This is a genomic window from Glycomyces sp. YM15 (genome assembly GCF_016918015.1).
Lineage (GTDB): Bacteria > Actinomycetota > Actinomycetes > Mycobacteriales > Micromonosporaceae > Glycomyces.
Genome location: NZ_JAERMK010000024.1, coordinates 1 through 25,451, shown reverse-complemented (window position 1 = coordinate 25,451; position 25,451 = coordinate 1). Strand labels below are relative to the sequence as shown.

The window sequence follows — 25,451 nt, the reverse complement described above, 5'->3', positions numbered from 1 at the left end:
ATGGCTCATTGCGGAAGGTTCGGTTCCTCAATGTGTGGGAGTATCGGGAAATGTTGGAGACCTCAGCGCGCCTGCTCCGCGTCCTCGCCCTCCTGCAGGCGCAGCGCGACTGGACGGGCGCCGCGCTCGCCGAACGCCTCGACGTCACGACCCGCACCGTGCGCAGCGACATCGACCGACTCCGCCGGCTCGGCTACCGCGTGCACTCCGTGACCGGCAGCGCGGGCGGCTACCGCCTCGAAGCCGGGAACGCCATGCCGCCCCTCCTGCTCGACGACGAGGAGGCGGTGGCGGTCGCCGTCGGCCTGCGGGCCGCGGCCTCCGGTTCGGTGGCCGGGATCGAGGAGACCTCGCTGCGGGCGCTGGCGAAACTCGAGCAGACGATGCCTTCGCGTCTGCGGCATCGGATCGACATGCTCAGGGCCGCGACGGCTTCGGCCGCGGCGGCGGGACCCACTGTGGATGCGGAGGTGCTCACACTGATCGCCGAGGCCGTCTACCGGCACGAGCAGCTGCGCTTCGACTACCGCGACCGCGCGGGGCAGGAGACGCGTCGCCGGGCCGAGCCGCACCGGCTCGTCTACACCGAGCGGCGCTGGTACCTGCTCGCCTGGGACGTGGACCGGGGTGACTGGCGCACCTACCGCGCCGACCGCATCAGCCCGCGTATCCCCAACGGCCCCAGGTTCACCCCGAAGGAGCCGCCGGAGGAAGCGGTCGCGCACGTCCTGCACGGCCTGGGTCAGCGGGCTTGGCGGCATCAGGCCGTGATCCGCCTGCGGGCACCGGTCGAGGCGGTCGCGGCCATGCTCCCGCCGGGCAGCGGTCTCCTCGAGCCGGCGGGGGACGCGGAGTGCCTGTGGCGCACGGGCAGCGACTCCTTGCGGGACCTCACGAACTACATCACCGGGCTCGATCTGCCGTTCATCGTGGAAGCGCCGCAAGCACTTCGCGACCATCTCCGGGCGCTTGCCGCCCGATACACCGAAGCCGCGGCGCCGGATCCGAGAAGACCAGCAGAAGTAGTGGAATAAAGTATTCCGTTCTGATAAGATGGTGATATCGACAGCGACCGCAGACACCTCAAGGAGCATGACATGACCGCGACCGCCTGGCCCCTCCTCGCCGAAGCCCACGAAGCCCTGCTCAACGCCGTCAAGGGCGTCGGCGAGGACCAGTGGCACCTGCCGACCCCCTGCGACCAGTGGACCGTCACCCAGGTGCTCCAGCACGCCGCGGGCGACCAGCTCGCGTACTACGCCGCGATCACCGGCGGCGAAGGCCCCGCCGAGAACCCCTTCGCCCCTTCGGGAACGCTCACCGCCGACCCGGTCGCACTCCTCGTCGCCGCGACCGAGGCCGCGGCCACGGCCTGGGGGAGCGTCGCCGCTGACGACGCCGCGGTCCCGGTCCCGGTGCCGCCGAACACGCTCGACGCCGTGACCGGCGTGGGCGCCTGCGCTCTCGACGCGGCGGTCCACGCCTGGGACATCGCCAAGGCCACCGGCCGGGCCCAGCCGCTCAGCGAGAACGCCGCGAGCGCGATCCTCGTCGCGGCCAAGCAGATCGTCGAACCGCTGCGCGCCTGGGGCGCCTACGCTCCCGCGCTCGAGCCGCAGGACGGCGACGACGCGGTCGCGGCCCTCCTCCGCTACCTCGGCCGCGACCCCGAATGGACCGCCTGAGGATGTGACGCTCACGGCCGCGCCGGAGAACACCGGTGCGGCAGTGAGCGTCTGCCTTTGGAGGAGGGGCGTGACGGCCTGCGGCACTGCCGGGCGCTGGCCCCTTGGTCACGGCCTCCGCTGCCGAGGCTCGGGCGAGGGAGGGGCGGGGTCAGAGCGGGTGGCGACGAAGCGGTGGCGGGGCGGGTGGCGGTCGTCCTGGTGGGTTTCGACCGGGTGCGGCGCAACCGGCCACAGAGGGCTTGCATTCCCTGTGGCGCAATATGTCTGGTCCGGAATGTGAAAAGGTTCCAACCCTGCGGGTGATGACAGTCGGGGGTCGCACGAAGGATGATTGCGGTACGTACAAGGACAGGGAAAACGTACAGGTGTCGAGTAGGTGCAAGCAGACTACGACAAGCCTCTGGCCGACCGACAAACCGGACTGATTCCGAGGCGACGACCCGAAAGCCAGGGTGATCCTCCTTCTTGGAGGCGTCCGATCTCATCCTCATCGTGCTATCGCGTTCCACAGCTGACTACGGCTCCTCACCGGGCCGTACTGGGTGGGAGATCGCTGGTCGGGATCACCTCGGCCAGCGGCAGTGCTCCGAGCGAGGCACATGGCAGGCGGTAAGACCTGAGTGCATCAGGCGGCGTCCGGCCGGGCATATAGAGGACCCGGGCGGGTTGAGCAGGCTGCCAAGGCACGCGACATCATCCGAGTCCCGTCACTCGCTCGAAGGGAGAGGTAGACGAACGCGCATGGATCGTGGCGTCTCAGCGATGGGCGCCGCGCCTCTGATCGACTTGACTGGGAGGCATGAGCAACGAGAACATCATCCTGGTCACCGGCGCCACCGGCAAGGTCGGCCGCCGCCTCACCGCCCGCCTCGCCGAGGCCGGGCACACCGTGCGAGGGGTCTCGCGCAGCACTGAGATCCGCTTCGACTGGCATGACGAGTCGACGTGGGCAGCGGCCTTCGCAGACGTCAGCGCCGTCTACCTCATCCCGCCGGACGAACCGTTCCCGGCGGCGGAGGTCGTCGCCGCAGCGGAGAAGGCGGGAGTTCGCCGCCTCGTCGCGCAGTCCGGGCGCCGCATCCACGTGCTCGCCGAAGCCGCCGGCGCAGGACCCGAGGCGATCGGCATGTACGCGATCCAGGAAGCGGTCCGGGCCTCCGGCGTCGAATGGACCGTCCTGCAGGCCAACAACTTCAACCAGAACTTCAGCGAAGGCGACATGCTGAGGGCGATCCTCGCCGGGGAGCTCTTCCTGCCGGTGGAGGACACCGTGGAGCCCTTCATCGACGTCGAGGACATCGCCGCGGTCGCCGCCGCAGCCCTCACCGAGGACGGCCACCACGGCAAGGTCTACGAACTGAGCGGTCCCGAATCGCTCACCTTCGCCGCGGCGGTCGAAGCGATCGAGCAGGCCTCCGGGCGCACCATCGCCTTCGGGTCGGTGAGCCCCGAGGACTACGCCGCCGCGCTGCGCGCCGAGCGGCTCCCCGAAGACCTCGTGTTCTTCCTCGACGCGATGTACCGCGTCATGCGCGAAGGGAGGATCGGCGACGTCGCCGACGGTGTGGAGCAGGTCCTGGGCCGCAAGCCGGTCGCCTTCGCCGACTGGGCGAAGCGCGCCGCCGCGGAAGGCGCCTGGGCCGCTGCATAACCGTGTCCCGGCCGGACCCGATCGGGTCCGGCCGGGAGGTTCAGTCCTCGGCGGTCGCCAGTTTCGCCAGCAACGCGCCCAGCGCCGCCCGCTCTTCAGCGTTCAAGGCCTCGATGAGCCTGCGCTGATTCGACAGATGGACCTCCATGAGCTCATCGGTGAGTCGCAGACCCGCTGCGGTGAGTGTGATTCGGCGTCCGCGCGAGTCCTCTTCGGCCACTGATCGGGTCACCCAGCCGCCCGCCTCCAAACGGTCCACTCGCTTGGTGATCGCGCCGGTCGTCACCAGCACGGTCCGGCTCAGTTCGCCCGCCGAGAGCGTGTAGGGCTCCCCGGACCGCCGCAAGGCCGCGAGCACGTCGAAGTCCCCGTTCGCGAGGCCCGCTTCGGCGAACGGCCCCCGCAGTGCCCGGTCCCACCGGTTCGCCAAATGGAACACCCTGCCCACCACGAGCATCGGTGAGGCGTCGAGGTCCGGGCGCTCGCGTCCCCACTGCCCGACCATCTGTCCGACCGTGTCGGTCGTCGCTTCCGCATCCATGCCTTGCATCATACCTTCCACGGAAGATAGTATGTCTTCCATGGAAGATAAAATCGCTCCGGTAGGCGTCGACTGCTACTTCGACCCCGCCTGCCCCTTCGCCTGGATCACCTCGCGCTGGCTCACCGAAGTCGAGCGCCACCGCCAGATCGACCTGCGCTTCCGGATCATGAGCCTCGCGGTCCTCAACGAACACCGCGAACTCGAACCCTGGTACCGCGAATTCAACGGCCGGGCCTGGGGCCCGGCCCGCGTCTGCGCCGCCGCCGAACAACGGCACGGCACCGCCGTCCTCCGAGACCTCTACACCGCCCTCGGCACCCGCATCCACCGCGACCGCGACAAGGACTACGACCGCGTCATCGCCGCCGCCCTCGCCGAGACCGGCCTGCCCGCGGACCTCGCGGACGCGGCGCGCACCGACGCCTTCGACACGGCGCTGCGGGCAAGCCACCAGCGCGGCCAAGACGCCGTCGGAGACGAATCCGGCACCCCGCTCACCGTCATCGACGGCATCGGCCACTTCGGACCGGTCCTCACCGCGATCCCCAAGGGCGAAAGCGCCGCCCGCCTCTTCGACGCCTTCCGCGAACTCGCGGCCACGCCCGCCTTCGCCGAGCTCAAACGCAGCCGCGGCCCGCTCGACCCCTCCTGAACACCTCCCGACCGAACGAGGACCCCATGCACCGCCCCGCCTCCGCCCGCCGCCGCTTCATCGCCGCCAGTTTCGTCGACGCCATCGGCAACGGCATCTACGTGCCCCTCACCATGCTCTTCGTCCACCACCTCACCGGACAGTCCCTCACCGCGATCGGCACCGGCCTCACCATCGCCGGACTCGGCGCCCTCGCCGCGATGCCCGCCGTCGGCGCCCTCATCGACCGCCACGGCGGCAAACGCGTCTACATCGGCGCACTCGCGCTCCGAGCCGTCAGCTTCGCGCTCTACCCCCTCGCGACCACCTACCCGGCCTTCCTCGCCGTCGCACTCGCCGTCGCCGTCGCCATGTGGGCCTCCGCGCCGAGCCAGCAGTCCCTCATCGGCGACATGGCCCAAGGCGCCGAACGCGACCGCCTCCTCGCCTGGAACCGCAGCCTCCGCAACGGCGGCATGGGATTCGGCGCCCTCGCCGCAGCCGCCATGCTCGCCCTCGGCAGCGGCGGCTACCTCGCGGCCGCGCTGGTCCTCGCCGTGGCCTTCGCCGCGGCGGCCGTGCTCGTCACCTTCATCCACGTGCAGGCCGGTGGCCCGCGCCGCCGGCCCGCCGACACCTCAGGCGGCTACCGCACCGTCCTCGCCGACCGCCGCTACCGCAGGCTCACGCTCGCGAACTTCCTCATCGGCTTCGGCTACACCGCGCAGGCGATCGCCATGCCGGTCTTCCTCACCCGCGACGCCGACCTCCCCGACACCATGGCGGGCATCGTCTTCGCCGTCAACACCGCGCTCATCGCGGGCCTCGGCGTCCCGGTCGGCCGCCTGATGGCCCGGTTCCGGCGCGGGCGCGGCGCCGCCCTCGGCACCGCCGTGTTCGCACTCTCCTTCGCGGCCTTCGCATTCCTGCCCGCATTCGACGGCACCGCCGCCGTCATCGCGGTCCTCGCCGTCGCCGTCGTCTACACCGCGGGCGAGCTCGTCCACTCCGCACCCGCCGAAAGCCTCGCCGTGCACGCCGCCCCCGACCACCTGCGCGGCCGCTACCTCTCCGCCTACCAGCTCTCCTGGTCCCTCTGCCGCACCCTCGCCCCGATGCTCCTCGGCCTCCTCCTCGACGCCGGCACCTGGCAGCTCTGGGCGGCACTCGCCGCCGCAGTCCTCATCGGAGGCGCGATCCTCCTGCATACCGACCGGGCCCCCACCCGCCCCGCGCCGCAGCGGGAACCGGTGCCGACGACCGCCCGGACCACGGGACCCTACGCACCGTGATCGAGGCGTAGCCTGGAGAGTGGCCGCGATCCGACAGGCCGGCCGACCCCTCCGAAGAAGGCCGCCATGTCCAGACTCCTTGTGACCCTTCGCAGCACCGACGACCGCGACGCCGTCCTCGACAGCGTCCTCGCAACCGGCGTCGAAGTCCTCGCCGAATACCCCGACCAGCTCCTCGTCACCGGCACGCCCCGCCAGGCCCGCGACCTCGACGCCCGCGGCTTCGAGACCACGCCCCTGCCCGAGCAGCCCGTCCAGACCGCGGGCGCCAGCTTCCAGTTCGCCGCCGCCCTCGACGCCCAAGCCGCCGTCACCCTCGCACCCGAACCCGGGCGCACCGCGTACTACCTCGTCAAACTCATCGGCCCGCCCACCGCCGCCTGGCTCGACGAACTCACCGGCGCAGGGGCCGAACTCCACGGCAGCCTCTCCGGCTTCACCCTCCTCGCCGGGTTCCTTCCCGAACGCGCCGAAGCGATCCGGGCCCTGCCCAGCGTCGAGGAGGTCACCCCCTACCGCCCGGCCATGAAGGTCTCCCCGAAGCTCCATCCGGCCCCGCGCCGCGACCTCGACGCCGCCTACCTCGCGGCCGTCGACCCCGAGGACTACACCGACGACGGCCCGCAGATGATCGAGGTCGCCGTCTTCCCCGGCGAGGACACCGCGCCGCTCGCCCGCCGCATCCGGGACGCCGGGGGCTCGGTGTTCACGGCCCTGCCGAAGTCCCTCGTCGCGAGCGTCCCGCGCTCGGTGATCGCCGAACTCGCCGACCTCGAGGGCGTCCAGGCGATCGTGCCGTACGCGTTCTCACAGACCAGCAACGACCAGGCCGCCGCCATCATGGGCGTCCCCATCGACCGACGCTTCGGCGGTCTCGCGCTCGCGGGAGCGGGGCAGATCGTGGCCGTGGCCGACTCCGGTCTCGACAACGGCGACCCGGAGACGGTGCATCCCGACGTGCGGGGCAGGATCCTGGCGATCACCTCGTGGCCGACCCGGGAAGTCCTGGCGCCCTTCACGAACGACCCGCCCGGCCACGACGACGGCCCGGCCGACACCGACTCCGGGCACGGCACCCACGTCACCGGTTCGGTCCTCGGCAGCGGCGAGGCCGCCCGCCGGGCTGCAGCCGGGCCGGTCCCCGCCGGGATCGCGCCCGAAGCGACCCTCTTCTTCCAGGCGATCAATCAGAAGATCCGGTGGAAGACCCGCGCCGAGCTCGCCGCGGCGGGACTGCGGCCGTTCACATTCCCTTGGCCCCCACCGGAATCCGGCCTGTACGGCATCCCCGGCGACATCGGTGCGCTGTTCGCCGAGGCCTACGAGGCGGGCGCCCGCGTCCACACCAACTCGTGGGGTGCGCCGCTCGCGGGGGAGTACGGGCAGAACGCGCGGGCCGTCGACGAGTTCATGTGGACGCACCCGGACATGCTGGTGCTCTTCGCCGCCGGGAACGACGGCGCGGACGCGGACAACGACGGACTGATCGACCCCGACTCGATGGGCTCGCCCGGCACCGCCAAGAACTGCCTCACCGTGGGCGCCAGCGAGAACCTGCGGCCGAACGGTTCGGAGCCGCCGCCCGGCATCGACCGCAACTGGAGCCAGCTCGGGCGCTACCCGAAGCTCGGCGCGGCCGGGCACGTCTCGGACGACGCCGACGGCATGGCCGCGTTCTCCTCCCGCGGGCCCACCGACGACCTGCGGATCAAACCCGACGTGGTCGCCCCGGGCACCAACGTCCTGTCCATGCTCACCTCGGTGTACGCAGGGGACGACGACCCGCTGTGGGGCCGCCTGCCCGAGGGGCATCCGCTGCGCGAGCACTACTGCTGGAGCGGCGGCACGAGCATGGCCACGCCGCTCGTCGCGGGCGCGGCGGCGCTGGTGCGCCAGCATCTCGTCGAGCAGGGCCACGCCGAGGACGGCCGCCGCCCTTCGGCGGCGCTCCTGAAGGCGCTCTTGGTGAACGGCGCGGCCGCGATGCCCGGCCAGTACCCGGGCGAGGTCCCCGCGGGCCCGAACCCGGTGAGCGGTTTCGGCCGCATCGACGTGACCGGCGCGGTCGGCGGCGCCGCCCGCAGCCGCTTCGCCGACGCGCCCGCCGATGCGGTCGCGACCGGCGAGATCCGCCGCTACCGCATCGAGCCCGCCGATCCCGGCCTGCCGCTCAAGGTCACGCTCGTGTGGACGGACGCGCCGTCGCTCGAAGGCCTCGGCGGCTTGGTGAACGAGCTGTACCTCCAACTCGAGACGCCCTCGGGGGAGCTCCTCAACTGGGACGACAACCCGGCCACGCGCGTCACCAACAACGTCCAGCAGATCCACGTCCCCGCACCGGAGGACGGCGTGTACACGGTTCGGGTGCGCGGTGTCTCGGTCACCCGGCACGCCCCGGGCGCGGTCCCTTCGGACGGCCTCCGCCAGGACTTCGCGCTCGCCGCGTCCAACGCGATCGCCGAATCCGACGGCGACGCCGCGCTCGCCCCGATGGCCGCCTCACGATGACGGAGGCGGGCCGCTGTCGCCGAAGCGCTCGACCCGCGCCTCGCAGCGCTTCGGCGCGAAGCCGAGCCTCTCGGCCATTCGGAGAACGCCCGCGAGTCGAGTGCGGCGAGCGGGTCGTCGCCGACCGCTCATCCGCCGGCGTCCCGGCGGGCCATCGGCGCCCGGAACAGGATCTCCACGTACACGATCCGCTCGTCGAGGACATCGAGGATCAGCATGCCCTCCTCCGGATCGAGTAGGACGTTCCGGTGCCCGGGGCCGTACGGCGTGCCCGGCGGATGCTCCGCGGTGCGGATGCTCTGGCAGCAGTCGTCCTTGCACCCGCATTCGGCGACGAGCCGGAGGTCGTGCGCCACGATCGCCAGGTGCCGCTCGCCCTCGGCCTCCAAGAGGCGGGCGAGTTCGGCGACGAGTTCGGGATAGACCTCCCGGACCAGCGGATGCTCCTCCATGAACGCCAAGCATAATGACGCCGCAGCCCTGCCGAAACGGCATTGCCCCGGCGCCCCCGGTTCCCTGGACTCACCGCATGGACTGGGTCGAGGACTTCTACTCCCGAACCGGACGCTGGTGGGCCGAGGCCGAATCGGGTCTCGGTGACCGCGATCGGAGTCGCGTCGAGCGCCTGCACCGCGTGTGCGGCCCCGAACCGCGGCGCGTCCTCGAACTCGGCTGCGGCTACGGCAGCACCGCCGCCGCCTTCGCCGAGGCCGGGCACCGCGTGACCGGCATCGAGCTCACCGACCGCGCCGACCACGCCAAAGCCCATCTCGAGCGGCTCGGGCCCGAACGCCTGCAGATCGTGCGCGGCGACTTCTGCACCGCGGACTTCGAGGGCCGCTTCGACACGGTCGCCTACTGGAACGGCTTCGGGATCGGCTCGGACGCCGACCAGCGCCGCCTCCTGCGCCGGATCGCCGACGAATGGCTGGAGCCGGACGGGACCGCGCTGGTCGACGTGTACAACCCGCTGGTCTGGGCCAGTTGGGACGGCGAGGTCGAACTGCTGCAGGCGAATCCCGAACGCGGCTACCATCACGAGCTGCAGCAGCACCTGGCGTTCGATCCCGTCACCGCCACCGCCGTCGACACGTGGTGGGACACCGCCGAACCCGAACACCGCATCACGCAGCGCCTGCGCTGCTACAGCCCGGCCGACCTGCGGCTGCTCCTCGAAGGCACCGGGCTGGCACTCGCCGGCGTCCTGGTCGGCGGCGAACCGGTCGATCTCGCCGCCGACCACACCGGTGACCCTGCCTGGCTGAGGGACCACTACGAATACCTCGCGGTCCTCAAGCCTGCGCTCTAGACCGGGCGCGGATCTCGGCCACCGCCTGCTGTGGATCGTCCACTTCGAGCAGCAAACGGTCGTATCCGGCGCCTTCGAGTTCGATCACGATGGCCCGGTCCGGATCGGCGACGTCCCAGAAGTCCCGGTTCCCGCCCCGCCGGAACGAGCCCGCGTTCAGGACTCCGGGGATGTTGGTGGCCACGCCCCACCGCGCGCCGGGGAAGACCCGGGCCGCCGCGGGGTCGGCGCGGACGGCCGTGATCGCCGCCAGCGGGACGGTGAGCGGCCGCCAGCGCCCGAGGACCCGCCGGGCCCCCGTGAGCGTGATCGTCAGGTGTGTGTCGGTGTACTGCAGGTTCGCCATGTCGTTGTCCTTCTCTCGCTTCAGGTGACGTCGCGTCGCATGGGCAGCAGCACGGCCGCGCCCGCCGCGAGGACCGCATAGGCCAGGAGCACCGCCGCGCCGAGCGCGGGCGGCAGCAGTGTCGCGGCCGAGCCGGTGACCTCGACGGCGGCCTCGCCCATGAGGCTCGCCTGGGTCAGCGCGGCGGTCGCGCCACCCGGCAGGAACGGGTAGACCGCGCCGACGCCGGGGATGAGCACGAGCAGGTGCTCCACCATGTACAGGTAGGCGCCGAGCACCGCGAGCGTCGCGGTCTGGTCGCGCAGCAGCGCTCCGACGCCGACCCCGATGACGGTGTAGACGGTCATCGCCGCCGCGAGGCTCGCGAGGAGGCCGATCACGGTCCCGACCGGGGCGCCGACGTCGACGCCCCGCGCTGCCGCGCCGCCGTAGAGCGCGGCCGCCGCCGAGACGGCGACGATGAGGCCGTACCCGTTGCCCGCCAAGGCGTACGCCGCGAGTTTCGCCGCGAGCACCCGGTGCCGCCGTGGCGCGAACAGGAACGTGTAGGTGATGGTGCGGTGCCGGTACTCGGAGGTGACCGCGAGCGCCCCGAACAGGGCCGGGGCGAGCACGGTGAGTCCGATCATGCTGATCACCAGGCGAACTCCGGCTTCGGTGTCCATGCCGGGCATCGGCGGGTCGAAGTGCTCGGGGCCCACGAGCACGGCCGTCGCGGTGAGCGCGCCGCCCGAAAGGACCGCGACTGGAGGGCCCCACCGCCACAGCGGGGTCGAGAAGAGGCGGCGCAGTTCGGCGCGGACGAGGCGGTTCATGCCGCGGCTCCCGTCAGTCGGAGGAAGGCCTGCTCGAGGCCGGTGCCATCGGCGGTCAAGGCGTCGAGGGCGCCGGCGGTGAGGAGTTCGCCGCGATGCATGACGACCACGTCGTCGACGAGCCGTTCGGCCTCGGAGAGGACGTGGCTCGCCACCAGGACGGTGCGGCCCTCGGCGGCGAGGTCCCGCAGGAGGCGGCGCAGCCAGGCGATGCCCTCGGGGTCGAGGCCGTTGGTGGGCTCGTCGAGGACCAGGACGGGCGGGTCGCCGAGCAGTGCGGTGGCGAGGTTGAGGCGCTGGCGCATGCCGGTCGAGTAGCCGCCGGCCTTGCGGTGGGCGGCGTCGGCGATGCCGGTGAGCGCCAGGACGAGCTCGATCCTCGCGGCCGGGGCGCCGAGCATGTCGGCGTAGACGCGCAGGTGGTCGCGGCCGGTGCGCGCGGGGTGGAAGTTGGAGGCCTCGAGGACCGCGCCGACGGTGCGGGCGGGTTCGGGCAGGTCGCGATAGCCACGCCCGCCGATGCGCGCGGTGCCCGCGTCGGGGGCGACGAGGCCGAGCAGCATCCGGAGGGTGGTGGTCTTGCCGGAGCCGTTGGGGCCGAGGAAGCCGGTGACGCGGCCGGGTTCGACGTCGAAGGTGAGGCCGGTGACGGCGGCGACAGGCCCGAATCGCTTGGTGAGGCCCCGGAACTCGAGGCGGTGGGGAGGATGCATCGCGAAAACTCCATCTCTTCTATCTGTTCTAGTTCATGTATATCAGATAGACTTGACGTATGCGCATCATGCTTGCGGTGGACAGCGAGATCCCGATCTATCAGCAGATCCGCGATCAGATCGTCACCGCCATCGCCACCGGCGAGCTCACCGCCGAGACGCCCCTGCCCTCCACCCGGCAGCTCGGCGCCGACCTCGCGGTCAACTTCCACACCGTCAACAAGGCCTACGACCTGCTGCGGCACGAGGGGTTCATCCGCGTCAACCGCAAGAGCGGCGCGGTGATCCGCCGCGACCGGACCACCCCGCCCGATCCCGGCACCGCCGACGCCTGGCAGGAGCGCCTGGCGATCATGCTCGCCGAGGCCGTCGCGCACGGACTGGACCGCGATGAAGTCCTCGGCCGCACCGCGCGGATGCTCGACGCCTTCACCGCCCCAGAGAGGACTGAACCGTGACCCTCCCGCTCGTCACCCTGCTCTTGACCGTCGCGCTCGTGACCGCCCTCTGGCGCGCCGTCCCCGCCCTCGCCCGGCCCGCCCTCCCGTTCGGCGTCACCGTCCCGCCCGACCGGATCGACGACCCCGCGATCCGCAAGGCCCGCAACCGCTTCGCCCGCGCAGTCCTGGCCTGCGGCGCGGTCGCGGTCGCGCTCGCCCTCCCCTCGGCCCTCCTGTTCGACCCGGCGGCGGTGACCGCAGCGGCCGTACTCGCGCTGGTCCTGGCCGACACCGTCGCCTACACGGTCGCGGGCCGGCGGGTACGGGCCGCGAAGACCGCAGGCGACTGGTACGCCGGGACGACGCAGGCCGTCACGGCCGACCTCGGCTTCCGCACCGACCCAGTGCGCGTGCCGTGGCGCTGGACCGCCCCCGCCGTCCTGATCCTCGCGGCCACGGCCGCCACCGGGCTGGCCCGCGCCGGTTCCCTCCCCGCCACGCTCCCCGGACTCGAGGGCCTCACCCTCGACAGCGGACCCCGCGTGCCCACCGGGTTCCTCGCGGCCGCGAACCCGGTCCTGGCGCAAGCCGCCCTCACCCTCGCGGCCCCGCTCCTGCTGGCGGCGATCATGAAGTCCCGCCCCGAGATCGACGCCGCCCGCCCCGCCGACTCCGCCCGCCGCTACCGCGCCTACCTGCAGGCGCTCGCCAAACTGCTCCTGTTCACGGCCGCCTGCGCGAACCTCACGCTCCTCGGGATCGCCCTGCGCCTCTGGGAACTCCTGCCGCCCTCGGCCGCGGCGACCATCGCGATCTTCACGCCCCTGCTCGCGGCGGCGGCCACGGCCGTCCTGTTCGAACGCCGCGTCGGCGCCGGCGGCCACCGCCTGCCGGGCGGCGATCCCGAGGACACCGGCGTCGTGCAGCGCGACGACGACCGGCACTGGCACCTCGGCGGCTTCGTGTACGCCAACCGGAACGACCCGGCGTTCCTGGTCCACCAGCGCGCCGGCGGATCGCAATGGACCGTGAACCTCGGCCACCCCGTCGGCTGGGGCGTCGCCGCACTGCTCGTCCTCATCACCGCCGCCTCGATCGGCGCCGCCGTCCTCGACGGCCTCGGCGTCGTCGACCTCCCGAACACCCGCGGTCTGTGACCGAGCGACCAGGAGCGACCGTGGATCTCGACCAGTACTTCGAACCACTGGGCGCCAACGTCGTCGCCCACATCCGCGACCTCTCGGACGGGCGCGGCCTCGGCGTCCGCGAGAGCGACCCGGTGATCCTCGTGTCCATCGTGAAGCTCTTCATCGCCTGGGAATTCCGGTCCCAGGTCGAAGCGGGCCGCATCGACCCCGCCGCCCCGATCCGGGTCACCGCCGCCGACCGCCTCGGCGGCACCGGCGTCGCCGGGTTCCGCTACGACTCGCAGATCGCCGTATGGGACCTCGCCTCGCTCATGATGGAGGTCTCCGACAACTCCGCCGCCGACCTCGTCGTCAAGCACATGGGCGCCGGTGCGCTCCGCAGCCTGCCCGCCCGGCTCGGCCTCAAGGACACCCGCCTGCTCGGCTCCCCCCGCGCCATCCTCAAAGAGGTCGCCCGCGACCTCGACATCGCCGACCTCGAAGCGCTCGCGCACGTCCTCCAGAGCGGCGCGGTCACCACCGCCGAGCTCCGCGCCACCAGCGCCTGGGACCCGATGCGCACCAACGCCTCCACGCCCGCCGACATGACCGCGTTCTTGCGGCACGTCTGGAACGGCCCCGCACCGGTCGCCGCCGACGTGCGGCACTGGATGGGCCGCCAGCTGACCGGCGGCCGCCTCTCCCGTCTCGCCTCCAGCGACGTCAAGCCGTTCGGCCGCTCCGGTTCACTCCCCGGCCGGCTGGGCGAGGTCGCCGTCTGGGAGTGGCCCGACGGCCGCCGCCACGCCATCGCCGTGTTCGCCCAGGTCACCCGCGGCAACTTCCGCGAAGTCGAACTCGCCATGAGCCGGGCCGCCCTCGCCCTCACCGAAGCGCTCGGTCAGTAGAGCGCCGACCACGGCCGCGGCGGGTTCGCCGGATCGGTCGCGGCCGCCCGGCTCACCAGGGTCCGCATCCGCTGATGCGCCCGCAGCAGCTCCGGCGCCTCCCGCATGAGCACATGCCCTGCGGGCGTGAGGGTCACCTGCCCGCCGCCGCGGTCGAACAGGTCCGCGCCGAGCTCCTTCTCGAGGCGCCGGATGCGCTGGCTCAACGGCGGCTGCTCCATGCCGAGACGCTCGGCGGCCCGACCGAAGTGACGTTCCTCACCAACCGCCAGGAAACACTCCAAGTGCCGCATGATGTCCACGCGGCAACGATATCAACGCCCGTATCGGGTGATAGGCGCGTTGATATTGGACGATACGGGACACGGCGGCTTGAATGTCACCCATGACCACAGCCACCGACCACACACCGCCCATTCGCCGCCGCGGCCTGCTCATGGGCACCGGCGCCGCCGCGATCGCGGCGACCGCCACCGCGGGCGGCATCGCCGCCGCACAAGAGGAGGACACGCAGTCCGATGACGCGACCACTCCGGCGGTGCGCCTGCGCTGGCTCGGCACGAACGCCTGGGAGTTCACGACCGAGACGGCCACCGTGCTCGTCGACCCGTGGGTGAGCCGGTTCCCGACCGGCGCGTACACCGCCGAAGGGGCCGACCCGGAGACCGAGATCGAAGTCCACGAGGACGTGATCGACGAGCACCTGCCGAAGGCCGACACGATCCTGGTGACCCACGGCCACTGGGACCACATCGCCGACGTCCCGTACCTCTCGACGCGCACGGGTGCGACGGTGCTCGGCACCGAGTCGCACCTGAACCTGCTGCGGGCCATGGACGCCCCGGAGGCGCAGCTCTCGCAGGTCCTCGGCGGCGAGCTGTATCAGTTCGACGGCTACACGGTCGAGGTCTTCCGCTCCTCGCACTCGGCCGGCGGCGAGCACAAGCAGATCCTCTTCGGCGGCACCCGGCCCGGCCAGGTCCCGAAGCGCCCCAAGAAGATCAAGGACCTCATCGAAGGCGGCAGCCTCACCTACCTGATCGACTTCGGCGGCGTCTCGTTCTTCAACGCCGGCTCGGCGAACTTCCACGAGCACGAGATCGCGCACCTGCGCCCCACGGCCGTGTTCGTGCAGCCCGGCGGCGGGCACACGCCCGAATACGTGGAGCGGCTGCTGGAGGCCACCGGCTTCCCGCCGTACGTGATCGCGACGCACTGGGACGACTTCGACAAGCCGCTCACGGAGCCGGCCGTCGCGGGCGGCAATGTGGAGGCGCTGCGCGAGCGGGTCGCGGCCGCGAGTCCCGATTCGGAGTTCCTGCTCATCGACCATTTGGAGAGCCATGACTTCTGAAGTCCACGTCCGCTGGCTGGGCACGAACGCCTGGGAGGTCACGGGCAACGGCTCCACGGTGCTCGTCGACCCGTACGTGTCGCGCACCTACACCGGCGCGACCAGACCCGGCGAGTTCAACCCGGACACGCCGATCCAGATCGACGAGTCCGCCGTGGACGAGCACATCGGCGCGGCGGACTCGATCCTCATCACGCACGCCCACTTCGACCACATCGCCGACGTCCCGTACGTCGCCGAGCGGACCGGCGCCACGGTGCTCGGCACCGAGACGCACCTGAACCTGCTGCGCGCCATGGACACGCCGTCCGAGCAGTTGGCGCAGGTGGGCGGCGGTGAGCTGTACCAGTTCGAGGGCTACACGGTCGAGGTCTTCCGCTCCTCCCACGGCGTCACCGGGAAGCACAAGAGCCTGCTGTTCCCGGGCACGCGCCCGGGCGAGACCCCGGACCGGCCCGCGGCGATCAAGGACCTCGTGGAGGGCGGCAGCCTCGCCTTCCTCGTCACGTTCGGGGGCGTCTCGCTGTTCTTCAACGCGGTGCCGTCGTTCCACGAGCGGGAGATCGAGGGCATCCGGCCGACGGTGCTGTTCATGCAGGGCCCCAACCCGAACTACCCGGACTACGAGGAGCGGCTGTTCACCGCGGTCGGCAGCCCGCCGTACGTGATCCCCACGCACTGGGACGACTACGAGGAGCCGCTCACCGAACCGGCGGTGGACCTCTTCGGCGGTGCGGCCCTGGGGGAGAAGGTCGCCCAGTACAGCCCGGACTCGCAGTTCGTGCTGCTCGACCACCTGGAGTCGTTCACGATCGAAGGCTAGGGGTGTTCGAGCGGCCCCGCCGGGACCGCTCGAGCGCCGCCTAGATCCAGCCCTGCTCCCAGGCGTGCTGGGCGGCGGCGTGGCGGGTCTTCTTGTCGAGTTTGCGCATCGCGGTCGACAGGTAGTTGCGGACGGTCCCCGGCGCGAGGTGGAGCCGGGCGGCGATCTCCTCGATCGTGCCGCCGCCCCTGGTCGCGCGGAGCAGGTCGAGCTCCCGTTCGGTCAGGGGCGAGCGGTCCTCGGTGAGGGCCGTCGCGGCGATCTCCGGGTCGATGTAGCGGCGGCCCTGGCTGATGTCGCGGATGATCTGCGCGAGCCGCTCGGCCGGGGTGGTCTTGGGGACGAAGCCCGAGACGCCGGCGGCGAGGGCCCGGCGCAGCACTCCCGGGCGGGCGTGCCGGGTCACGAGCATGACCTTGATGTCGGGGTGGTGCTCGCGGATGCGCGCCGCGGCCCAGAGCCCGTCCTGCGGCGGCATCTCCAGGTCGAGGACGGCGATGTCGGGGAGCCGGGAGCCTGCGAGCGTCACCGCGTCGGCCCCGTTGTCGGCCTGGGCGATCACGGTGATGTCGTCTTCGAGCCCGAGGAGCACGGCCAGCGCTTCGCGCACCAGCGTCTCGTCGTCGGCGACCAGGAGCCGGATCATCGCCGCGCCCGCCTGCGCGCGATCCGCCGCACCGGCGTCGCCCGCCGCTGCGGCGGCACCTGCGGCTTCGGCACGGTTCCCTTGAGGACGAACCGGTCGCCGTCGTGGGCATGCTCCACGGTCCCGCCCGCTTCGGCGAACCGGTCCCTGAGCATCGCCAGGCCGTTGCCGTTCCCGCCGGGCGCGGGCGCCCCGTTGTTCGTCACCGTGACCGTGACCTCCGCGTCGATCTCCACGATGGACATGTCGGCGGCGGTCGGGTCCGCGTGTCGGATCAGGTTCGTGGTCGCCTCGCGCACCAGCAGCCCGAGCAGCCTCTCGGTGTCCTCGTCGAGCGACGGCGCGGCGTCGGGCACCGTGGCCTGCACGCCCGCCGATTTGAGGATCCTCGCGGCCGAGTCGATCTCGTCCGCGAGCGCGACCTTCCGGTACCCGCCCACGACCTCCCGCGCGTCCTTGAGCGCCGCCCGGGCGAGCTCCTCTACCGCCCGCATCTCGGCCTCCGCCCGCTCAGGGTCCACGGCCGCCAGTCGCCGGGCGACCTGCGCCTTCAGCGTGATCGCCTGCAGGTTCCCGCCCTGCACGTCGTGCAGCTCGCCGGCGAATCGCAGCCGCTCCTCGGCGACCGCGAGCTCCGCCGCGAGACCGCGGGCCCGCTCGAGCTCCTGCGCCACCTGGTAGTGCCACAACTGGCAGACGACGGCCGTGCTCATGGTGGGCACCATCAGGATCGACACGACCACCGCCCCGGGCGAGAACCAGCCCAGCTGCGCGAAGCACACCACCGCGCCCAGTACGACCGCGCATCCCAGCAGCAGCGCCCGTGCCCGCCTCCCCGGCCTGAACCACAGCGCGAACTCCGCCACGAGCATCCCCACCGGCGCCGCCCACACGCCCTCGATCTGTCCTGCGCGGGCCTCGACGGCGGCACCGAGCACGAGCATCAGCAGCGACGCCGACCAGAAGACCTTCCGCCGCACCGGTCCCTGCCCGTGCCAGTGGAGCGCCAGCGCCGCCGTGCACAGCACCACCGAGACCGTCACGGCACCGCCCGCCAGCGCCAGCTCGATGCCGGTCAGACTGGACCCGGCGAGTGACAGCGCGGCCAGGAACAGCACTGTGGGCCCGGTGCCGATCACGGTGAAGAAGGTGTACGTGCGCAGGCGGCGCAGATTCCGCGCGGAGGACTCGGCTTCAAGGGGCACTCCGAGATTCAACCACCCCAGTCCCGAATGACATTTGTCAGACCGTCCGCACACGTCCGTCACCTGGACTGATGCGGTTCCGGCACTACCTGCGGCCCTTGCAGACCCCGCAGGATTGCACCCATGAACACGACCACCGAGGACCGCCCCGCCGTCGAGGTCCGCGACCTCGCCTGCCGCTACGGGTCCTTCACCGCAGTCGACGGCGTCTCCTTCACCATCGCCCCCGGCGAGCTCTTCGCGCTCCTCGGCACCAACGGCGCCGGGAAGACCACCACCGTCGAGACCGCCGTCGGGCTGCGCCGCCCCGCCGCGGGCACCGTCCGCGTGCGCGGGCTCGACCCGTACCGGCACCGCCGCGAACTCGCCGGCCGCGTCGCCGTCATCGGCCAGGAGACCGGCTTCGCCGACGACCTCACGGTGACCGAGACGCTCCGGCTCTGGACCGACCTGCACCGCCTGCCCTCCCGAGCGGACCTGATCGGACGCGTCGATCTCGCCCACCGCGCCACCGTCCGCGTCGGCGCCCTCTCGGGCGGCGAGCGGCGCCGCCTGGACCTCGCGCTGGCGCTCGCCACCGATCCGGCGGTGCTGTTCGCGGACGAGCCGACCACGGGCCTGGACCCGGCGTCGCGGCGGCGCACCTGGGCGCTGCTGCGCGAACTCACCGAGCGCGGGACGGCGGTCCTGCTGACCACCCACTACCTTGACGAGGCCGCCGAACTCGCCGACCATGTGGCCATCATGGACCGGGGCCGCATCGCCCGCTTCGGCACGGTCGCGGAGATCACCGCCTCCCACGAAGCCCGGATCGCGGTGAGTCCCCAGCCGTTCGACCCGCTCACCTTGCCGGTCCTCGCGGGCCGGACGGCCGTGGCCGACGGGCGGTTGACGATCCGCACCACCGAACTCCAGGCGGACCTGCACCGCCTCCTCGACTGGGCCGCGCGCGCCGGCGTCGATCTCGGCGACCTGACGGCCGGACCGGCCACGCTGGACGAGATCTTCGCCGAGCTCGAAGCCCGGCCCGCAGCCTGATCCCCCTGAACGAACGGAGCCCGACCATGACCGCCTTGACCCTCGCCGTCGCCGAGACCCGCCTGATCCTGCGCAACCGCACCGTCCTCGTGACCGCCGCGATCCTCCCGATCGCCATGGCGTTCTTGGTGGGCCGGTCGAACCTCGGAGGCATGTCCGAGGCCGGCGGCGCGCTCGCCGCCGTGCAGCTGTCGATGCTGCTCGTGTTCGGCGTGCTCATGACGAGCACGATGACGCTCGCCGCCCGCCGCCAGCAGCGATACCTGAAGCGCCTGCGCAGCTCACCGGTCTCCACTGCGTCCATCGTGGCTGGATTGACCGGGCCGCTGGTGCTCGTCGTCGCCGTGCAGGCCCTGATCGTCCTCGCCTCCACCGCTTGGGAGTCCGGCGCCGCCCCCGTCCATCCGGAACTGCTCGTGCTCGCCTTCGCCACCGGGGCCGCCACGTCGGTCGCGCTCGGCTTCCTCACGGCCTCGTTCACCAAGAGCCCCGAGGCCGCCCAGATCACGGTGCTGCCCGGCACGCTGGTGTTCATGGCCGGGACCGCCTTGGGCCTGTTCCCCTTCGAAGGGGTGCGATCCGTCCTCGTCGCGGCCGTCCCGGGCGCGGGCATGGCCGAACTGACCAGGCTCGCCTGGGACGGCTCGCCCGAGGGCCATGCGGCCGCGGTCGAACCGCTGCTCCTCTCGACCGCGGTCGCCGTCGTCGCGATCGTCATCGCCGCCAGGCTCTTCCGCTGGCAGCCCCGTCCCTGAACCGCCGCACCGAAAGGAATCCCGTGTGCCGGGCCGCCGCCGAGGCTCGCCGATGGGGCCAGGCCGCATCGACTGAACAGCTGATTTACCAAACCGTTGCGCCGGGAACCTTGCTGTTGAGGGCCGCCGCGCCATAGCTTGAAAGCACCGCGTCGATCGCGATCGGACCCCCGTCCCCCGTGCACTCCGGTGCCCGCTCCCCAGATCCGGGGGAGCGGGCACCGGCTTCTCACGTCCTAAGCCGAGGAACAGGTGACCGTCGGCGCGGCACTCGGTCCGGACGCGATGAACCCGAAGGCCTCCCGCGACTGGCCCGCCCCGACCGTGCCGTTCCAGCCCACGTCGCCGGCGGCGACCGCCGACCCTGACTGCTGCCACTCGACGTTCCACGACGAGCTGATCTGCTGCGAACCCGGCCATGTCCAGCTGACGCTCCAGCCGCTGAGCGAGGCGTTCCCGGCCGTGACGTCGACGCGTCCCTGCCAGCCCGAACCCCAGTCGCTCACCACGGTCAGCACGGCCGTGCACCCGCTCGCGGGCGGCGGCGAGGTCGTCGGGGGCGGCGTCGTCTCGCCCGTCCCGCCGCAGTCGGGGCTCGAGTTCGTCTGCGTGAGCAGCCCGAGCCGCCACGGCAGGTTGTTGTAGTCGCCCGACGCGTTCGGATCCCTGCCCTGGTAGAGGTACTGCATGTTGCAGGGGTTGATCTCCATCCTCTGGTTCACCCCGGCCCGGATCATCTCGCCGTGGCTGATGTCCTTCGTCCACGCCCCGCCCGGGAACGTCACATTGGACGCGGCCGCGAACGGATTGGCGTTGCTGTCGGCCAGCGGCGTCCAGGGCCCGGCGATGCTCGTCGAGGTCCACGACCGGAAGTACCGCCCGACCGACCCGAAGGCCTCCACCAGCAGCAGGTACTGGTTCGTGCCCTGCACCTTGTAGATGTTGCTGGCCTCCCACAGCGCGTACTTGTCGGAGTCCTGCATGGCGATCACGGGTTCGCTCATGCCGTTCGGGAAGTTCGCGACCGAGGTCTGGGACCGGTAGAGGTGCCCGTTGTCGTCGGAGGAGAACAGGTGGCAGTCGACGTCGTCGCAGGTGACCCACATGTCGACCCAGTAGCCTGAGCCGATGTTGTCCTCGATGATCTGCGGCATGCCGGGATAGAAGTGCTTCGGCGCGCTCCACCCGTTCGGATTCGCGATGTCGGGGTTGGTCGAATAGGACGCGTTCCCGGTCTGGTAGACGAGGTACCACAGGCCCTGCGGCTCGTAGTAGAACACCTCGGGCGCGGCCCGGTAGCCGGCGCCGATCGCGGACCGGTCGAGGTAGTGGTGGGTGGCGCCCGCCGCCTGCGACCAGTCGGCGAAGTTGAAGTACACCAGGTTGTATCCGGCGGAGCTCGCGATGGACGCGAACACGTGCCACTTGCCGTTGTGGAAGACCACCGAGGGGTCCTTCAGCCCGGCGATGTCCGGGTGGGCCGAGTCGGGCTTGGGGCCCGCGAGGACGCCGCTGGAGCTCCAGGTGAAGCTCGCGGGAAGGGCCTCGGCCTGCACCGGGGCGGCCGCGCCCTCCTCCGCGTTCTGGGCATGGGCCGTGAGGCCCGCCGCCATGGTGGCGGCCATCGCGGCGGCGAGCAGTGCGATGCGCACCGCCCGCAGTCGCGTTCGGATCGAGATGCTCATGGTTCGTCTCTCCTTGGGGTACAAGGCGTCCGCGCATGCAATCCGAAAGTTTCAGGAGATTCCGGAAATATCGCGACCGCATGAACAGGTTACCGATAAACATTGATGCATGTAAATGGCTACTGAGGCTGTGAATGGTTTCGGAACTTCCGGACGCCCGGGTACAGTCCAGCCATGACCTTCACCGACGCCCAAGGCCGTCCCGAACCGCCCGCCGACGGCGACGAAGCCGCCACCCTCCTCGGCTTCCTCGACTTCCAACGCGCCACCCTCGCCTGGAAGACCCGCGGACTCGACGGCGAAGCCCTCGACACCACCGTCGCCGCCTCCACCATGACCCTCGGCGGCCTCCTCAAGCACATGGCCTATGTGGAGACCAGCTGGTTCTCCCGCTCCCTCTACGGCCGTCCCATGGGCGAACCCTGGGACTCCGTCGACTGGAACGCCGACCGCGACTGGGAATGGCACTCGGCCGCCGACGACACCCCCGAAGCACTCCACGCCCTCTGGCAGCGCAGCATCCAGGGCGCCCGCGACTCGGTCGCCGAGGCGTTGGCGGACGGCGGCCTCGGCAGAAGCGCGCACCTGGTCTGGCCGAACGGTCGCAGTCCGTCGCTGCGGTGGATCCTGTGCCACATGATCGAGGAGTACGCCCGGCACAACGGGCACGCGGACCTCATCCGCGAGGCGATCGACGGCGAGACCGGCGAATGACCGAATCCCACTGAAAGCGTCTGAAATGGAGGTGGGGGCCGCGGCGGCGATCGTGCGCTGATTCCCTCCCGCGCTGGTCTTCAAACGGTGACGCCGTTGCGCTACGCTCCGGAGACATCACCCCTTTTGGCGTCGAATGCCAACGCAGAGAGGACATTCCATGCGCCGGACCACTGCGCGCCTGCACTTCGTCAACGCCCTCACCGCCCCTGCAGCGCGGGTGCGCCACGATCCCGACCGGTACTTCGACCGCCTGCTCGACGCCCAGCGCTCCGCGAACACGGGCGTTGTCCTGACGGAGGAGGACGAGTCGGAGCTGCAGCACCTTCGCCGCTTCCTCGGTTTCATCGCCGAGGTCCCGTCCCTGAGCGGAGTCGGCTGGCTCTCGGTGCAGGACATGGTGAAGGCCCGTATCCGGAACCGCTTCCAGGTGCGCCGCCTCCAGGCCGAGCACCCCGAGGTCCGCGAGGAGCGGGTCGAGGCGCCGGTGTTCGTGATCGGCCTGCCCCGCACCGCGACCACGTTGACCCACAAGATCCTCGCGAACGCGCCGGGCGGACGCGGGCCCTACATGTGGGAGATGGACAACATCGGGCTGCCGCGGTCTGAAGAGGAGATCGCGAAGCTGCGCCGGCAGACTCAGAAGCGGTTCGACCAGGTCCTCCTGTTGAGCCCGTCGTGGCCGCGCATCCACCCGGTGCGGGCCGACTGGGTGGAGGAGATCTACTTCCTGCTCAACCAGAGCCGCCTGCACAACACGATGGCGCCCATGCCGAAGTACGTGGAGTTCCTGCGCTCGTACGATTCCAGGCCGGACTACCGTTTCGTGCGCGACGTGCTGCAGATCCTCCAGTTCCAGCGCCCGAAGCAGCGGTGGATGCTGAAGCACCCGGACTGCCTGGGGGAGACCGCGGCGATCCACCACGTGTTCCCGGACGCGAAGTTCGTGTGGACCCATCGCGACCCGCACACGGTGATGGGCTCGATGTGCTCGATGGCCGAGTCCCTGGCGTACCTGCACAACCGGCCGAAGTCGGTGGACCCGCATGAGATCGGGCAGCTCTGGCTGACGATCCTGCCCGAGATGGTGGAGCGGGCCCGGAGCGAGCGCATCCGGGTGCCGCGCGAGACCACTGTGGACGTGGCGTATCACGCGATGATGGCGGACCCGTTCAGGTACGTGCCGGAGCTGTTCGAGAAGCTCGACCTGAAGTGGACCGACGCCGACGAGGCCAACCTGCGCGAGGCGCTCAACCGCCCGCGCGACCAGCGGGGCCACGAGTACTCGATGGTGCACTACGGTCTGGAGCCGGCGATGATCGACGAGGCGTTCGGCGACTACGGACTGTTCGTGGACAACCTGACGGCGAGCAGCCGCTGATCCTTAAGCGGCACATGACCATCAGGCGGCGACGTCGAGGCCGGTGAGGGGGACGCCGCGGAACGCGGCGAGCTTCTCGGCCTCGGCTTCGACCGCTTTCAGTTCGGGCCCGTCGAGGTCGCGCCAGGGTTCGACGGCGACGGTGAACTTCTTGCCGGACTTGCGGGGGCGCCACAGGCCGGCGATCTCGCCGTCGACGAGGACCGCTCCGGGCCGCCCGAGGACCGGCCACAGGGCCTTGACCATGGCGGGGTCGGCGACGAGGGTGGACCGGTCGCGGCCCTGGAGGTACAGGTCGTAGGGCCCGAGCAGCCGCGTCGCGGTGGCCGATGCCTCTTGCAGCGCGGGCAGATCGGCTTCGAGCATCCAGCGGGTCTCGCCATCGACCTCGACTTCGACGGCGTCCTCGGGCCAGTGGGCCTTGACCTCGCGGACGGGCGCGTCGACGTATTCGGCGACCTGCTTGTGGGTGGCCGGACCGAGCAGGTGGAGGTAGGCGCGGACGGGGTCGAGGCGGTCCGCGTAGGCGTCGGCGACGGTGAACTCCGGCATCGGCTGCAGCACCGGCGGTGACGTGTCGGGAACCAGTTCGAGCCCGGCCTGGATGGCCGAGAGCCGGAACGGCATCTCATAGAGGTGCACGGCCTCGCAGGCGCGGCAGTACCGTTGGTACGGCTCGGGCATGGCCTCGTGGAGGCGGGTGGACATCTCGCCCTTGACCATGGGCTGCTTGACGATGGCGCGCATCTGCCCGGCGACCGCGTCGAGGGCGTCCAGGACGGGGATGCCGGCGTCCTTCAGGGGCTTGGAGGCGTCGAAGATGCGTTTCGACGCGTCGGCCTCGGACCACGGGGCGACGGCGGCGGCGACCTGGGCGGCGTCGGCCCGCCGGTAGCAGTGGGGCGCACCGCGCAGCGTCCACAGCCACACGAGGTCGTCGCGGTGCTCGGCGGCGGCGCCGAGCCCGGCGGTGTCGACGCCGCGCGCCTCGAGGGCCCAGAGCGCGCCGTCGGGGCCGGTGTCCTGCACGCCGAGGTCGAGGACGGCCGTGTCGGCGATGGTCCCGTGTTCGCGGTCGAGCTGCTGTGCCTGGATGCGGTAGCGGTGCACTTGCCGACGTTCGATCATCCCCTCACGCTAGCGCCGGGGGACGACAAGCGGGGTCAGGCCGGGTCGTTGTCCGAAGAAGTTTCCGGCGGCGCGATGAATCCCCCCGGCGGGGCTCGTCTCTATGGGCGAGGGCCCGATACCCCCGGCTGTACCGCTTGAAAGGCGACCGCATCATGACCACGCACGACCGCACCGCGAACGAGACCGTTCGCACCACCACCGAAGGGCCCGGACGGGCACTGAACATCACCACCTGGGTGTTCCAGATCCTCCTGGGCGCGTTCATGATCGTCGCCTCGGGCACGCCCAAGCTGTTCGCTGTGGAGTCCGCCGCCGCGGGCTTCGACCTCATCGGCTGGGGCGACTGGTTCATGTACTTCGTGGGCGCCTTGGAGATCGCCGGCGGCGTCGGCCTGCTCATCCCGCGCCTCTCGGGCCCGGCCGCGATCGGACTGAGCCTGCTCATGGTCGGCGCCGCGATCTTCAACGTCGCGATCCTCGACTACCCGGTCATCACGCCGCTGATCCTGCTGGCCTTGTTCGCCGGCGTCGCCTGGGTGCGCCGCGACCAGACCCGCCGGTTCTTCAATCACGGCCTGAAGTCCGTGCGGTGACCCCGTGCGGCAAGGGCCGGTGGCACTGGCGGATTCTAGGGGTGGTTGCAACACTGCTGGTTATTCGCTGGTGTGGATGAGTTTAGCGAGGCGCTCGGCTGGGGTTTCCCAGGCGAGCGTTTTGCGTGGGCGTCCGTTGAGTTCGGCGGCGACG

27 protein-coding genes and 1 pseudogene are annotated in these 25,451 nt (G+C 71.3%); 17 read left to right on the top strand and 11 right to left on the bottom strand.

Going from position 1 to position 25,451, the window contains the following annotated elements:
* The first annotated feature begins 50 nt into the window (after positions 1-50).
* The 3 genes from JHY01_RS22010 (at position 51) to JHY01_RS22000 (ending at position 3,339) form a co-directional block, all read left to right on the top strand.
* Positions 51-1,034, top strand: coding sequence for a YafY family protein (locus JHY01_RS22010; RefSeq protein ID WP_205327854.1), 984 nt, complete (start codon positions 51-53; stop codon positions 1,032-1,034).
* A gap of 63 nt (positions 1,035-1,097) precedes the next feature.
* On the top strand, positions 1,098-1,685 hold the full coding sequence (locus JHY01_RS22005) for a TIGR03086 family metal-binding protein (RefSeq protein ID WP_205327853.1): 588 nt from the start codon (positions 1,098-1,100) through the stop codon (positions 1,683-1,685).
* Between the two features lie 802 nt (positions 1,686-2,487).
* Positions 2,488-3,339 carry an NAD(P)H-binding protein gene (locus tag JHY01_RS22000; RefSeq protein WP_205327852.1) on the top strand — a complete coding sequence of 284 codons (852 nt, stop codon included), beginning with the start codon at positions 2,488-2,490 and terminating at the stop codon, positions 3,337-3,339.
* 40 nt (positions 3,340-3,379) lie between these two features.
* Here JHY01_RS22000 and JHY01_RS21995 read toward each other — a convergent pair whose 3' ends face one another.
* Positions 3,380-3,880, bottom strand: coding sequence for a MarR family winged helix-turn-helix transcriptional regulator (locus JHY01_RS21995; protein WP_205327851.1), 501 nt, complete (start codon positions 3,878-3,880; stop codon positions 3,380-3,382).
* A 40-nt stretch (positions 3,881-3,920) separates the two neighbouring features.
* On the opposite strand from JHY01_RS21995, the gene JHY01_RS21990 reads away from it, so the two are divergent.
* The 3 genes from JHY01_RS21990 to JHY01_RS21980 all read left to right on the top strand — a co-directional run bounded on the left by JHY01_RS21990 (position 3,921) and on the right by JHY01_RS21980 (position 8,314).
* Complete coding sequence (locus JHY01_RS21990; protein ID WP_205327850.1) at positions 3,921-4,535, top strand: DsbA family protein; 615 nt, start codon at positions 3,921-3,923, stop codon at positions 4,533-4,535.
* Between the two features lie 26 nt (positions 4,536-4,561).
* The gene (locus JHY01_RS21985; RefSeq protein WP_205327849.1) at positions 4,562-5,806 is read left to right on the top strand and encodes an MFS transporter; all 1,245 of its coding nucleotides are present in this window, start codon (positions 4,562-4,564) and stop codon (positions 5,804-5,806) included.
* A 66-nt stretch (positions 5,807-5,872) separates the two neighbouring features.
* The gene (locus tag JHY01_RS21980) at positions 5,873-8,314 is read left to right on the top strand and encodes a S8 family serine peptidase (RefSeq protein WP_205327848.1); all 2,442 of its coding nucleotides are present in this window, start codon (positions 5,873-5,875) and stop codon (positions 8,312-8,314) included.
* Positions 8,315-8,442: 128 nt separating this feature from the next.
* Here the strand turns inward: JHY01_RS21980 and JHY01_RS21975 are convergent, their stop codons facing one another.
* Positions 8,443-8,766, bottom strand: coding sequence for a hypothetical protein (locus JHY01_RS21975; protein ID WP_205327847.1), 324 nt, complete (start codon positions 8,764-8,766; stop codon positions 8,443-8,445).
* 77 nt (positions 8,767-8,843) lie between these two features.
* Between JHY01_RS21975 and JHY01_RS21970 the strand changes: the two genes are divergently transcribed.
* The gene (locus JHY01_RS21970; RefSeq protein ID WP_205327846.1) at positions 8,844-9,623 is read left to right on the top strand and encodes a bifunctional 2-polyprenyl-6-hydroxyphenol methylase/3-demethylubiquinol 3-O-methyltransferase UbiG; all 780 of its coding nucleotides are present in this window, start codon (positions 8,844-8,846) and stop codon (positions 9,621-9,623) included.
* Here JHY01_RS21970 and JHY01_RS21965 read toward each other — a convergent pair.
* Genes JHY01_RS21965 through JHY01_RS21955 form a run of 3 tightly spaced genes read right to left on the bottom strand, consistent with a single transcriptional unit; the run spans position 9,607 to position 11,497 of the window.
* Positions 9,607-9,969, bottom strand: coding sequence for a hypothetical protein (locus tag JHY01_RS21965; RefSeq protein WP_205327845.1), 363 nt, complete (start codon positions 9,967-9,969; stop codon positions 9,607-9,609). The genes JHY01_RS21970 and JHY01_RS21965 overlap by 17 nt on opposite strands.
* A 20-nt stretch (positions 9,970-9,989) precedes the next feature.
* Positions 9,990-10,784, bottom strand: a complete 795-nt coding sequence (locus tag JHY01_RS21960) for a hypothetical protein (protein WP_205327844.1) — start codon at positions 10,782-10,784, stop codon at positions 9,990-9,992.
* Entirely contained in the window at positions 10,781-11,497 is a 717-nt protein-coding gene (locus tag JHY01_RS21955; RefSeq protein ID WP_205327843.1) for an ABC transporter ATP-binding protein, read from the bottom strand. The genes JHY01_RS21960 and JHY01_RS21955 overlap by 4 nt, the downstream gene beginning before the upstream one ends.
* 59 nt (positions 11,498-11,556) lie before the next feature.
* Here JHY01_RS21955 and JHY01_RS21950 point away from each other — a divergent pair, with 59 nt between their 5' ends.
* Genes JHY01_RS21950 through JHY01_RS21940 form a run of 3 tightly spaced genes read left to right on the top strand, consistent with a single transcriptional unit; the run spans position 11,557 to position 13,972 of the window.
* Positions 11,557-11,955 (top strand): GntR family transcriptional regulator, encoded by a 399-nt coding sequence (locus JHY01_RS21950; RefSeq protein WP_205327842.1) that lies wholly within the window; start codon positions 11,557-11,559, stop codon positions 11,953-11,955.
* Positions 11,952-13,094, top strand: a complete 1,143-nt coding sequence (locus JHY01_RS27900; protein WP_205327841.1) for a DUF1648 domain-containing protein — start codon at positions 11,952-11,954, stop codon at positions 13,092-13,094. Before JHY01_RS21950 ends, JHY01_RS27900 begins: the two co-directional genes overlap by 4 nt.
* Before the next feature lie 20 nt (positions 13,095-13,114).
* A complete protein-coding gene (locus JHY01_RS21940) occupies positions 13,115-13,972 on the top strand; it encodes a serine hydrolase (RefSeq protein ID WP_205327840.1) in 858 nt (285 codons plus the stop codon).
* Here the strand turns inward: JHY01_RS21940 and JHY01_RS27460 are convergent.
* On the bottom strand, positions 13,966-14,265 hold the full coding sequence (locus JHY01_RS27460) for a LysR family transcriptional regulator (RefSeq protein ID WP_205327902.1): 300 nt from the start codon (positions 14,263-14,265) through the stop codon (positions 13,966-13,968). The genes JHY01_RS21940 and JHY01_RS27460 overlap by 7 nt on opposite strands.
* Positions 14,266-14,357: 92 nt before the next feature.
* Here JHY01_RS27460 and JHY01_RS21930 point away from each other — a divergent pair, with 92 nt between their 5' ends.
* Positions 14,358-15,326, top strand: coding sequence for an MBL fold metallo-hydrolase (locus JHY01_RS21930; protein WP_205327839.1), 969 nt, complete (start codon positions 14,358-14,360; stop codon positions 15,324-15,326).
* Positions 15,316-16,149, top strand: coding sequence for an MBL fold metallo-hydrolase (locus JHY01_RS21925; protein WP_205327838.1), 834 nt, complete (start codon positions 15,316-15,318; stop codon positions 16,147-16,149). Before JHY01_RS21930 ends, JHY01_RS21925 begins: the two co-directional genes overlap by 11 nt.
* 40 nt (positions 16,150-16,189) lie before the next feature.
* On the opposite strand, the gene JHY01_RS21920 is transcribed toward JHY01_RS21925, so the two are convergent.
* Together JHY01_RS21920 and JHY01_RS27895 are read right to left on the bottom strand one after the other, a co-directional pair.
* The gene (locus JHY01_RS21920) at positions 16,190-16,795 is read right to left on the bottom strand and encodes a DNA-binding response regulator (RefSeq protein ID WP_205327837.1); all 606 of its coding nucleotides are present in this window, start codon (positions 16,793-16,795) and stop codon (positions 16,190-16,192) included.
* Positions 16,792-18,000: a sensor histidine kinase gene (locus JHY01_RS27895; protein WP_205327836.1), complete on the bottom strand. Its 1,209-nt coding sequence runs from the start codon at positions 17,998-18,000 to the stop codon at positions 16,792-16,794. The genes JHY01_RS21920 and JHY01_RS27895 overlap by 4 nt, the downstream gene beginning before the upstream one ends.
* Before the next feature lie 123 nt (positions 18,001-18,123).
* Between JHY01_RS27895 and JHY01_RS21910 the strand changes: the two genes are divergently transcribed.
* Complete coding sequence (locus JHY01_RS21910) at positions 18,124-19,038, top strand: ABC transporter ATP-binding protein (protein WP_205327835.1); 915 nt, start codon at positions 18,124-18,126, stop codon at positions 19,036-19,038.
* A gap of 26 nt (positions 19,039-19,064) precedes the next feature.
* Positions 19,065-19,793, top strand: a complete 729-nt coding sequence (locus JHY01_RS21905) for an ABC transporter permease (protein WP_205327834.1) — start codon at positions 19,065-19,067, stop codon at positions 19,791-19,793.
* 236 nt (positions 19,794-20,029) lie between these two features.
* Here the strand turns inward: JHY01_RS21905 and JHY01_RS28195 are convergent, their stop codons facing one another.
* A complete protein-coding gene (locus JHY01_RS28195) occupies positions 20,030-20,311 on the bottom strand; it encodes a cellulose binding domain-containing protein (RefSeq protein ID WP_374199573.1) in 282 nt (93 codons plus the stop codon).
* Between the two features lie 75 nt (positions 20,312-20,386).
* Positions 20,387-21,421 (bottom strand): annotated as a pseudogene (locus JHY01_RS21900) (non-reducing end alpha-L-arabinofuranosidase family hydrolase); the annotation flags it as partial.
* A 231-nt stretch (positions 21,422-21,652) separates the two neighbouring features.
* Between JHY01_RS21900 and JHY01_RS21895 the strand changes: the two are divergent.
* Together JHY01_RS21895 and JHY01_RS21890 are read left to right on the top strand one after the other, a co-directional pair.
* Positions 21,653-22,192: a DinB family protein gene (locus tag JHY01_RS21895; protein WP_205327832.1), complete on the top strand. Its 540-nt coding sequence runs from the start codon at positions 21,653-21,655 to the stop codon at positions 22,190-22,192.
* A gap of 160 nt (positions 22,193-22,352) precedes the next feature.
* Entirely contained in the window at positions 22,353-23,573 is a 1,221-nt protein-coding gene (locus JHY01_RS21890; protein ID WP_205327831.1) for a sulfotransferase, read from the top strand.
* 21 nt (positions 23,574-23,594) lie between these two features.
* On the opposite strand, the gene JHY01_RS21885 is transcribed toward JHY01_RS21890, so the two are convergent.
* Positions 23,595-24,701, bottom strand: a complete 1,107-nt coding sequence (locus JHY01_RS21885) for a winged helix DNA-binding domain-containing protein (RefSeq protein WP_205327830.1) — start codon at positions 24,699-24,701, stop codon at positions 23,595-23,597.
* Positions 24,702-24,856: 155 nt separating this feature from the next.
* On the opposite strand from JHY01_RS21885, the gene JHY01_RS21880 reads away from it, so the two are divergent.
* Positions 24,857-25,297, top strand: a complete 441-nt coding sequence (locus JHY01_RS21880; RefSeq protein WP_205327829.1) for a DoxX family protein — start codon at positions 24,857-24,859, stop codon at positions 25,295-25,297.
* Positions 25,298-25,451 lie beyond the last annotated feature (154 nt).

What these genes read in the sequence shown, in the direction of transcription:
- JHY01_RS22010 (WP_205327854.1), top strand. Translation starts at nt 51, where the DNA reads ATGTTGGAGACCTCAGCGCGCCTGCTCCGCGTCCTCGCCCTCCTGCAG.
- JHY01_RS21890 (WP_205327831.1), top strand. Translation starts at nt 22,353, where the DNA reads ATGCGCCGGACCACTGCGCGCCTGCACTTCGTCAACGCCCTCACCGCC.
- JHY01_RS21980 (WP_205327848.1), top strand. Translation starts at nt 5,873, where the DNA reads ATGTCCAGACTCCTTGTGACCCTTCGCAGCACCGACGACCGCGACGCC.
- JHY01_RS21885 (WP_205327830.1), bottom strand. Translation starts at nt 24,701, where the DNA reads ATGATCGAACGTCGGCAAGTGCACCGCTACCGCATCCAGGCACAGCAG.
- JHY01_RS21955 (WP_205327843.1), bottom strand. Translation starts at nt 11,497, where the DNA reads ATGCATCCTCCCCACCGCCTCGAGTTCCGGGGCCTCACCAAGCGATTC.
- JHY01_RS21970 (WP_205327846.1), top strand. Translation starts at nt 8,844, where the DNA reads ATGGACTGGGTCGAGGACTTCTACTCCCGAACCGGACGCTGGTGGGCC.
- JHY01_RS21975 (WP_205327847.1), bottom strand. Translation starts at nt 8,766, where the DNA reads ATGGAGGAGCATCCGCTGGTCCGGGAGGTCTATCCCGAACTCGTCGCC.
- JHY01_RS21920 (WP_205327837.1), bottom strand. Translation starts at nt 16,795, where the DNA reads ATGATCCGGCTCCTGGTCGCCGACGACGAGACGCTGGTGCGCGAAGCG.
- JHY01_RS21950 (WP_205327842.1), top strand. Translation starts at nt 11,557, where the DNA reads ATGCGCATCATGCTTGCGGTGGACAGCGAGATCCCGATCTATCAGCAG.
- JHY01_RS21990 (WP_205327850.1), top strand. Translation starts at nt 3,921, where the DNA reads ATGGAAGATAAAATCGCTCCGGTAGGCGTCGACTGCTACTTCGACCCC.
- JHY01_RS21930 (WP_205327839.1), top strand. Translation starts at nt 14,358, where the DNA reads ATGACCACAGCCACCGACCACACACCGCCCATTCGCCGCCGCGGCCTG.
- JHY01_RS21985 (WP_205327849.1), top strand. Translation starts at nt 4,562, where the DNA reads ATGCACCGCCCCGCCTCCGCCCGCCGCCGCTTCATCGCCGCCAGTTTC.
- JHY01_RS22005 (WP_205327853.1), top strand. Translation starts at nt 1,098, where the DNA reads ATGACCGCGACCGCCTGGCCCCTCCTCGCCGAAGCCCACGAAGCCCTG.
- JHY01_RS21880 (WP_205327829.1), top strand. Translation starts at nt 24,857, where the DNA reads ATGACCACGCACGACCGCACCGCGAACGAGACCGTTCGCACCACCACC.
- JHY01_RS27460 (WP_205327902.1), bottom strand. Translation starts at nt 14,265, where the DNA reads ATGCGGCACTTGGAGTGTTTCCTGGCGGTTGGTGAGGAACGTCACTTC.
- JHY01_RS21925 (WP_205327838.1), top strand. Translation starts at nt 15,316, where the DNA reads ATGACTTCTGAAGTCCACGTCCGCTGGCTGGGCACGAACGCCTGGGAG.
- JHY01_RS21910 (WP_205327835.1), top strand. Translation starts at nt 18,124, where the DNA reads ATGAACACGACCACCGAGGACCGCCCCGCCGTCGAGGTCCGCGACCTC.
- JHY01_RS21995 (WP_205327851.1), bottom strand. Translation starts at nt 3,880, where the DNA reads ATGGATGCGGAAGCGACGACCGACACGGTCGGACAGATGGTCGGGCAG.
- JHY01_RS21965 (WP_205327845.1), bottom strand. Translation starts at nt 9,969, where the DNA reads ATGGCGAACCTGCAGTACACCGACACACACCTGACGATCACGCTCACG.
- JHY01_RS21960 (WP_205327844.1), bottom strand. Translation starts at nt 10,784, where the DNA reads ATGAACCGCCTCGTCCGCGCCGAACTGCGCCGCCTCTTCTCGACCCCG.
- JHY01_RS21905 (WP_205327834.1), top strand. Translation starts at nt 19,065, where the DNA reads ATGACCGCCTTGACCCTCGCCGTCGCCGAGACCCGCCTGATCCTGCGC.
- JHY01_RS22000 (WP_205327852.1), top strand. Translation starts at nt 2,488, where the DNA reads ATGAGCAACGAGAACATCATCCTGGTCACCGGCGCCACCGGCAAGGTC.
- JHY01_RS21895 (WP_205327832.1), top strand. Translation starts at nt 21,653, where the DNA reads ATGACCTTCACCGACGCCCAAGGCCGTCCCGAACCGCCCGCCGACGGC.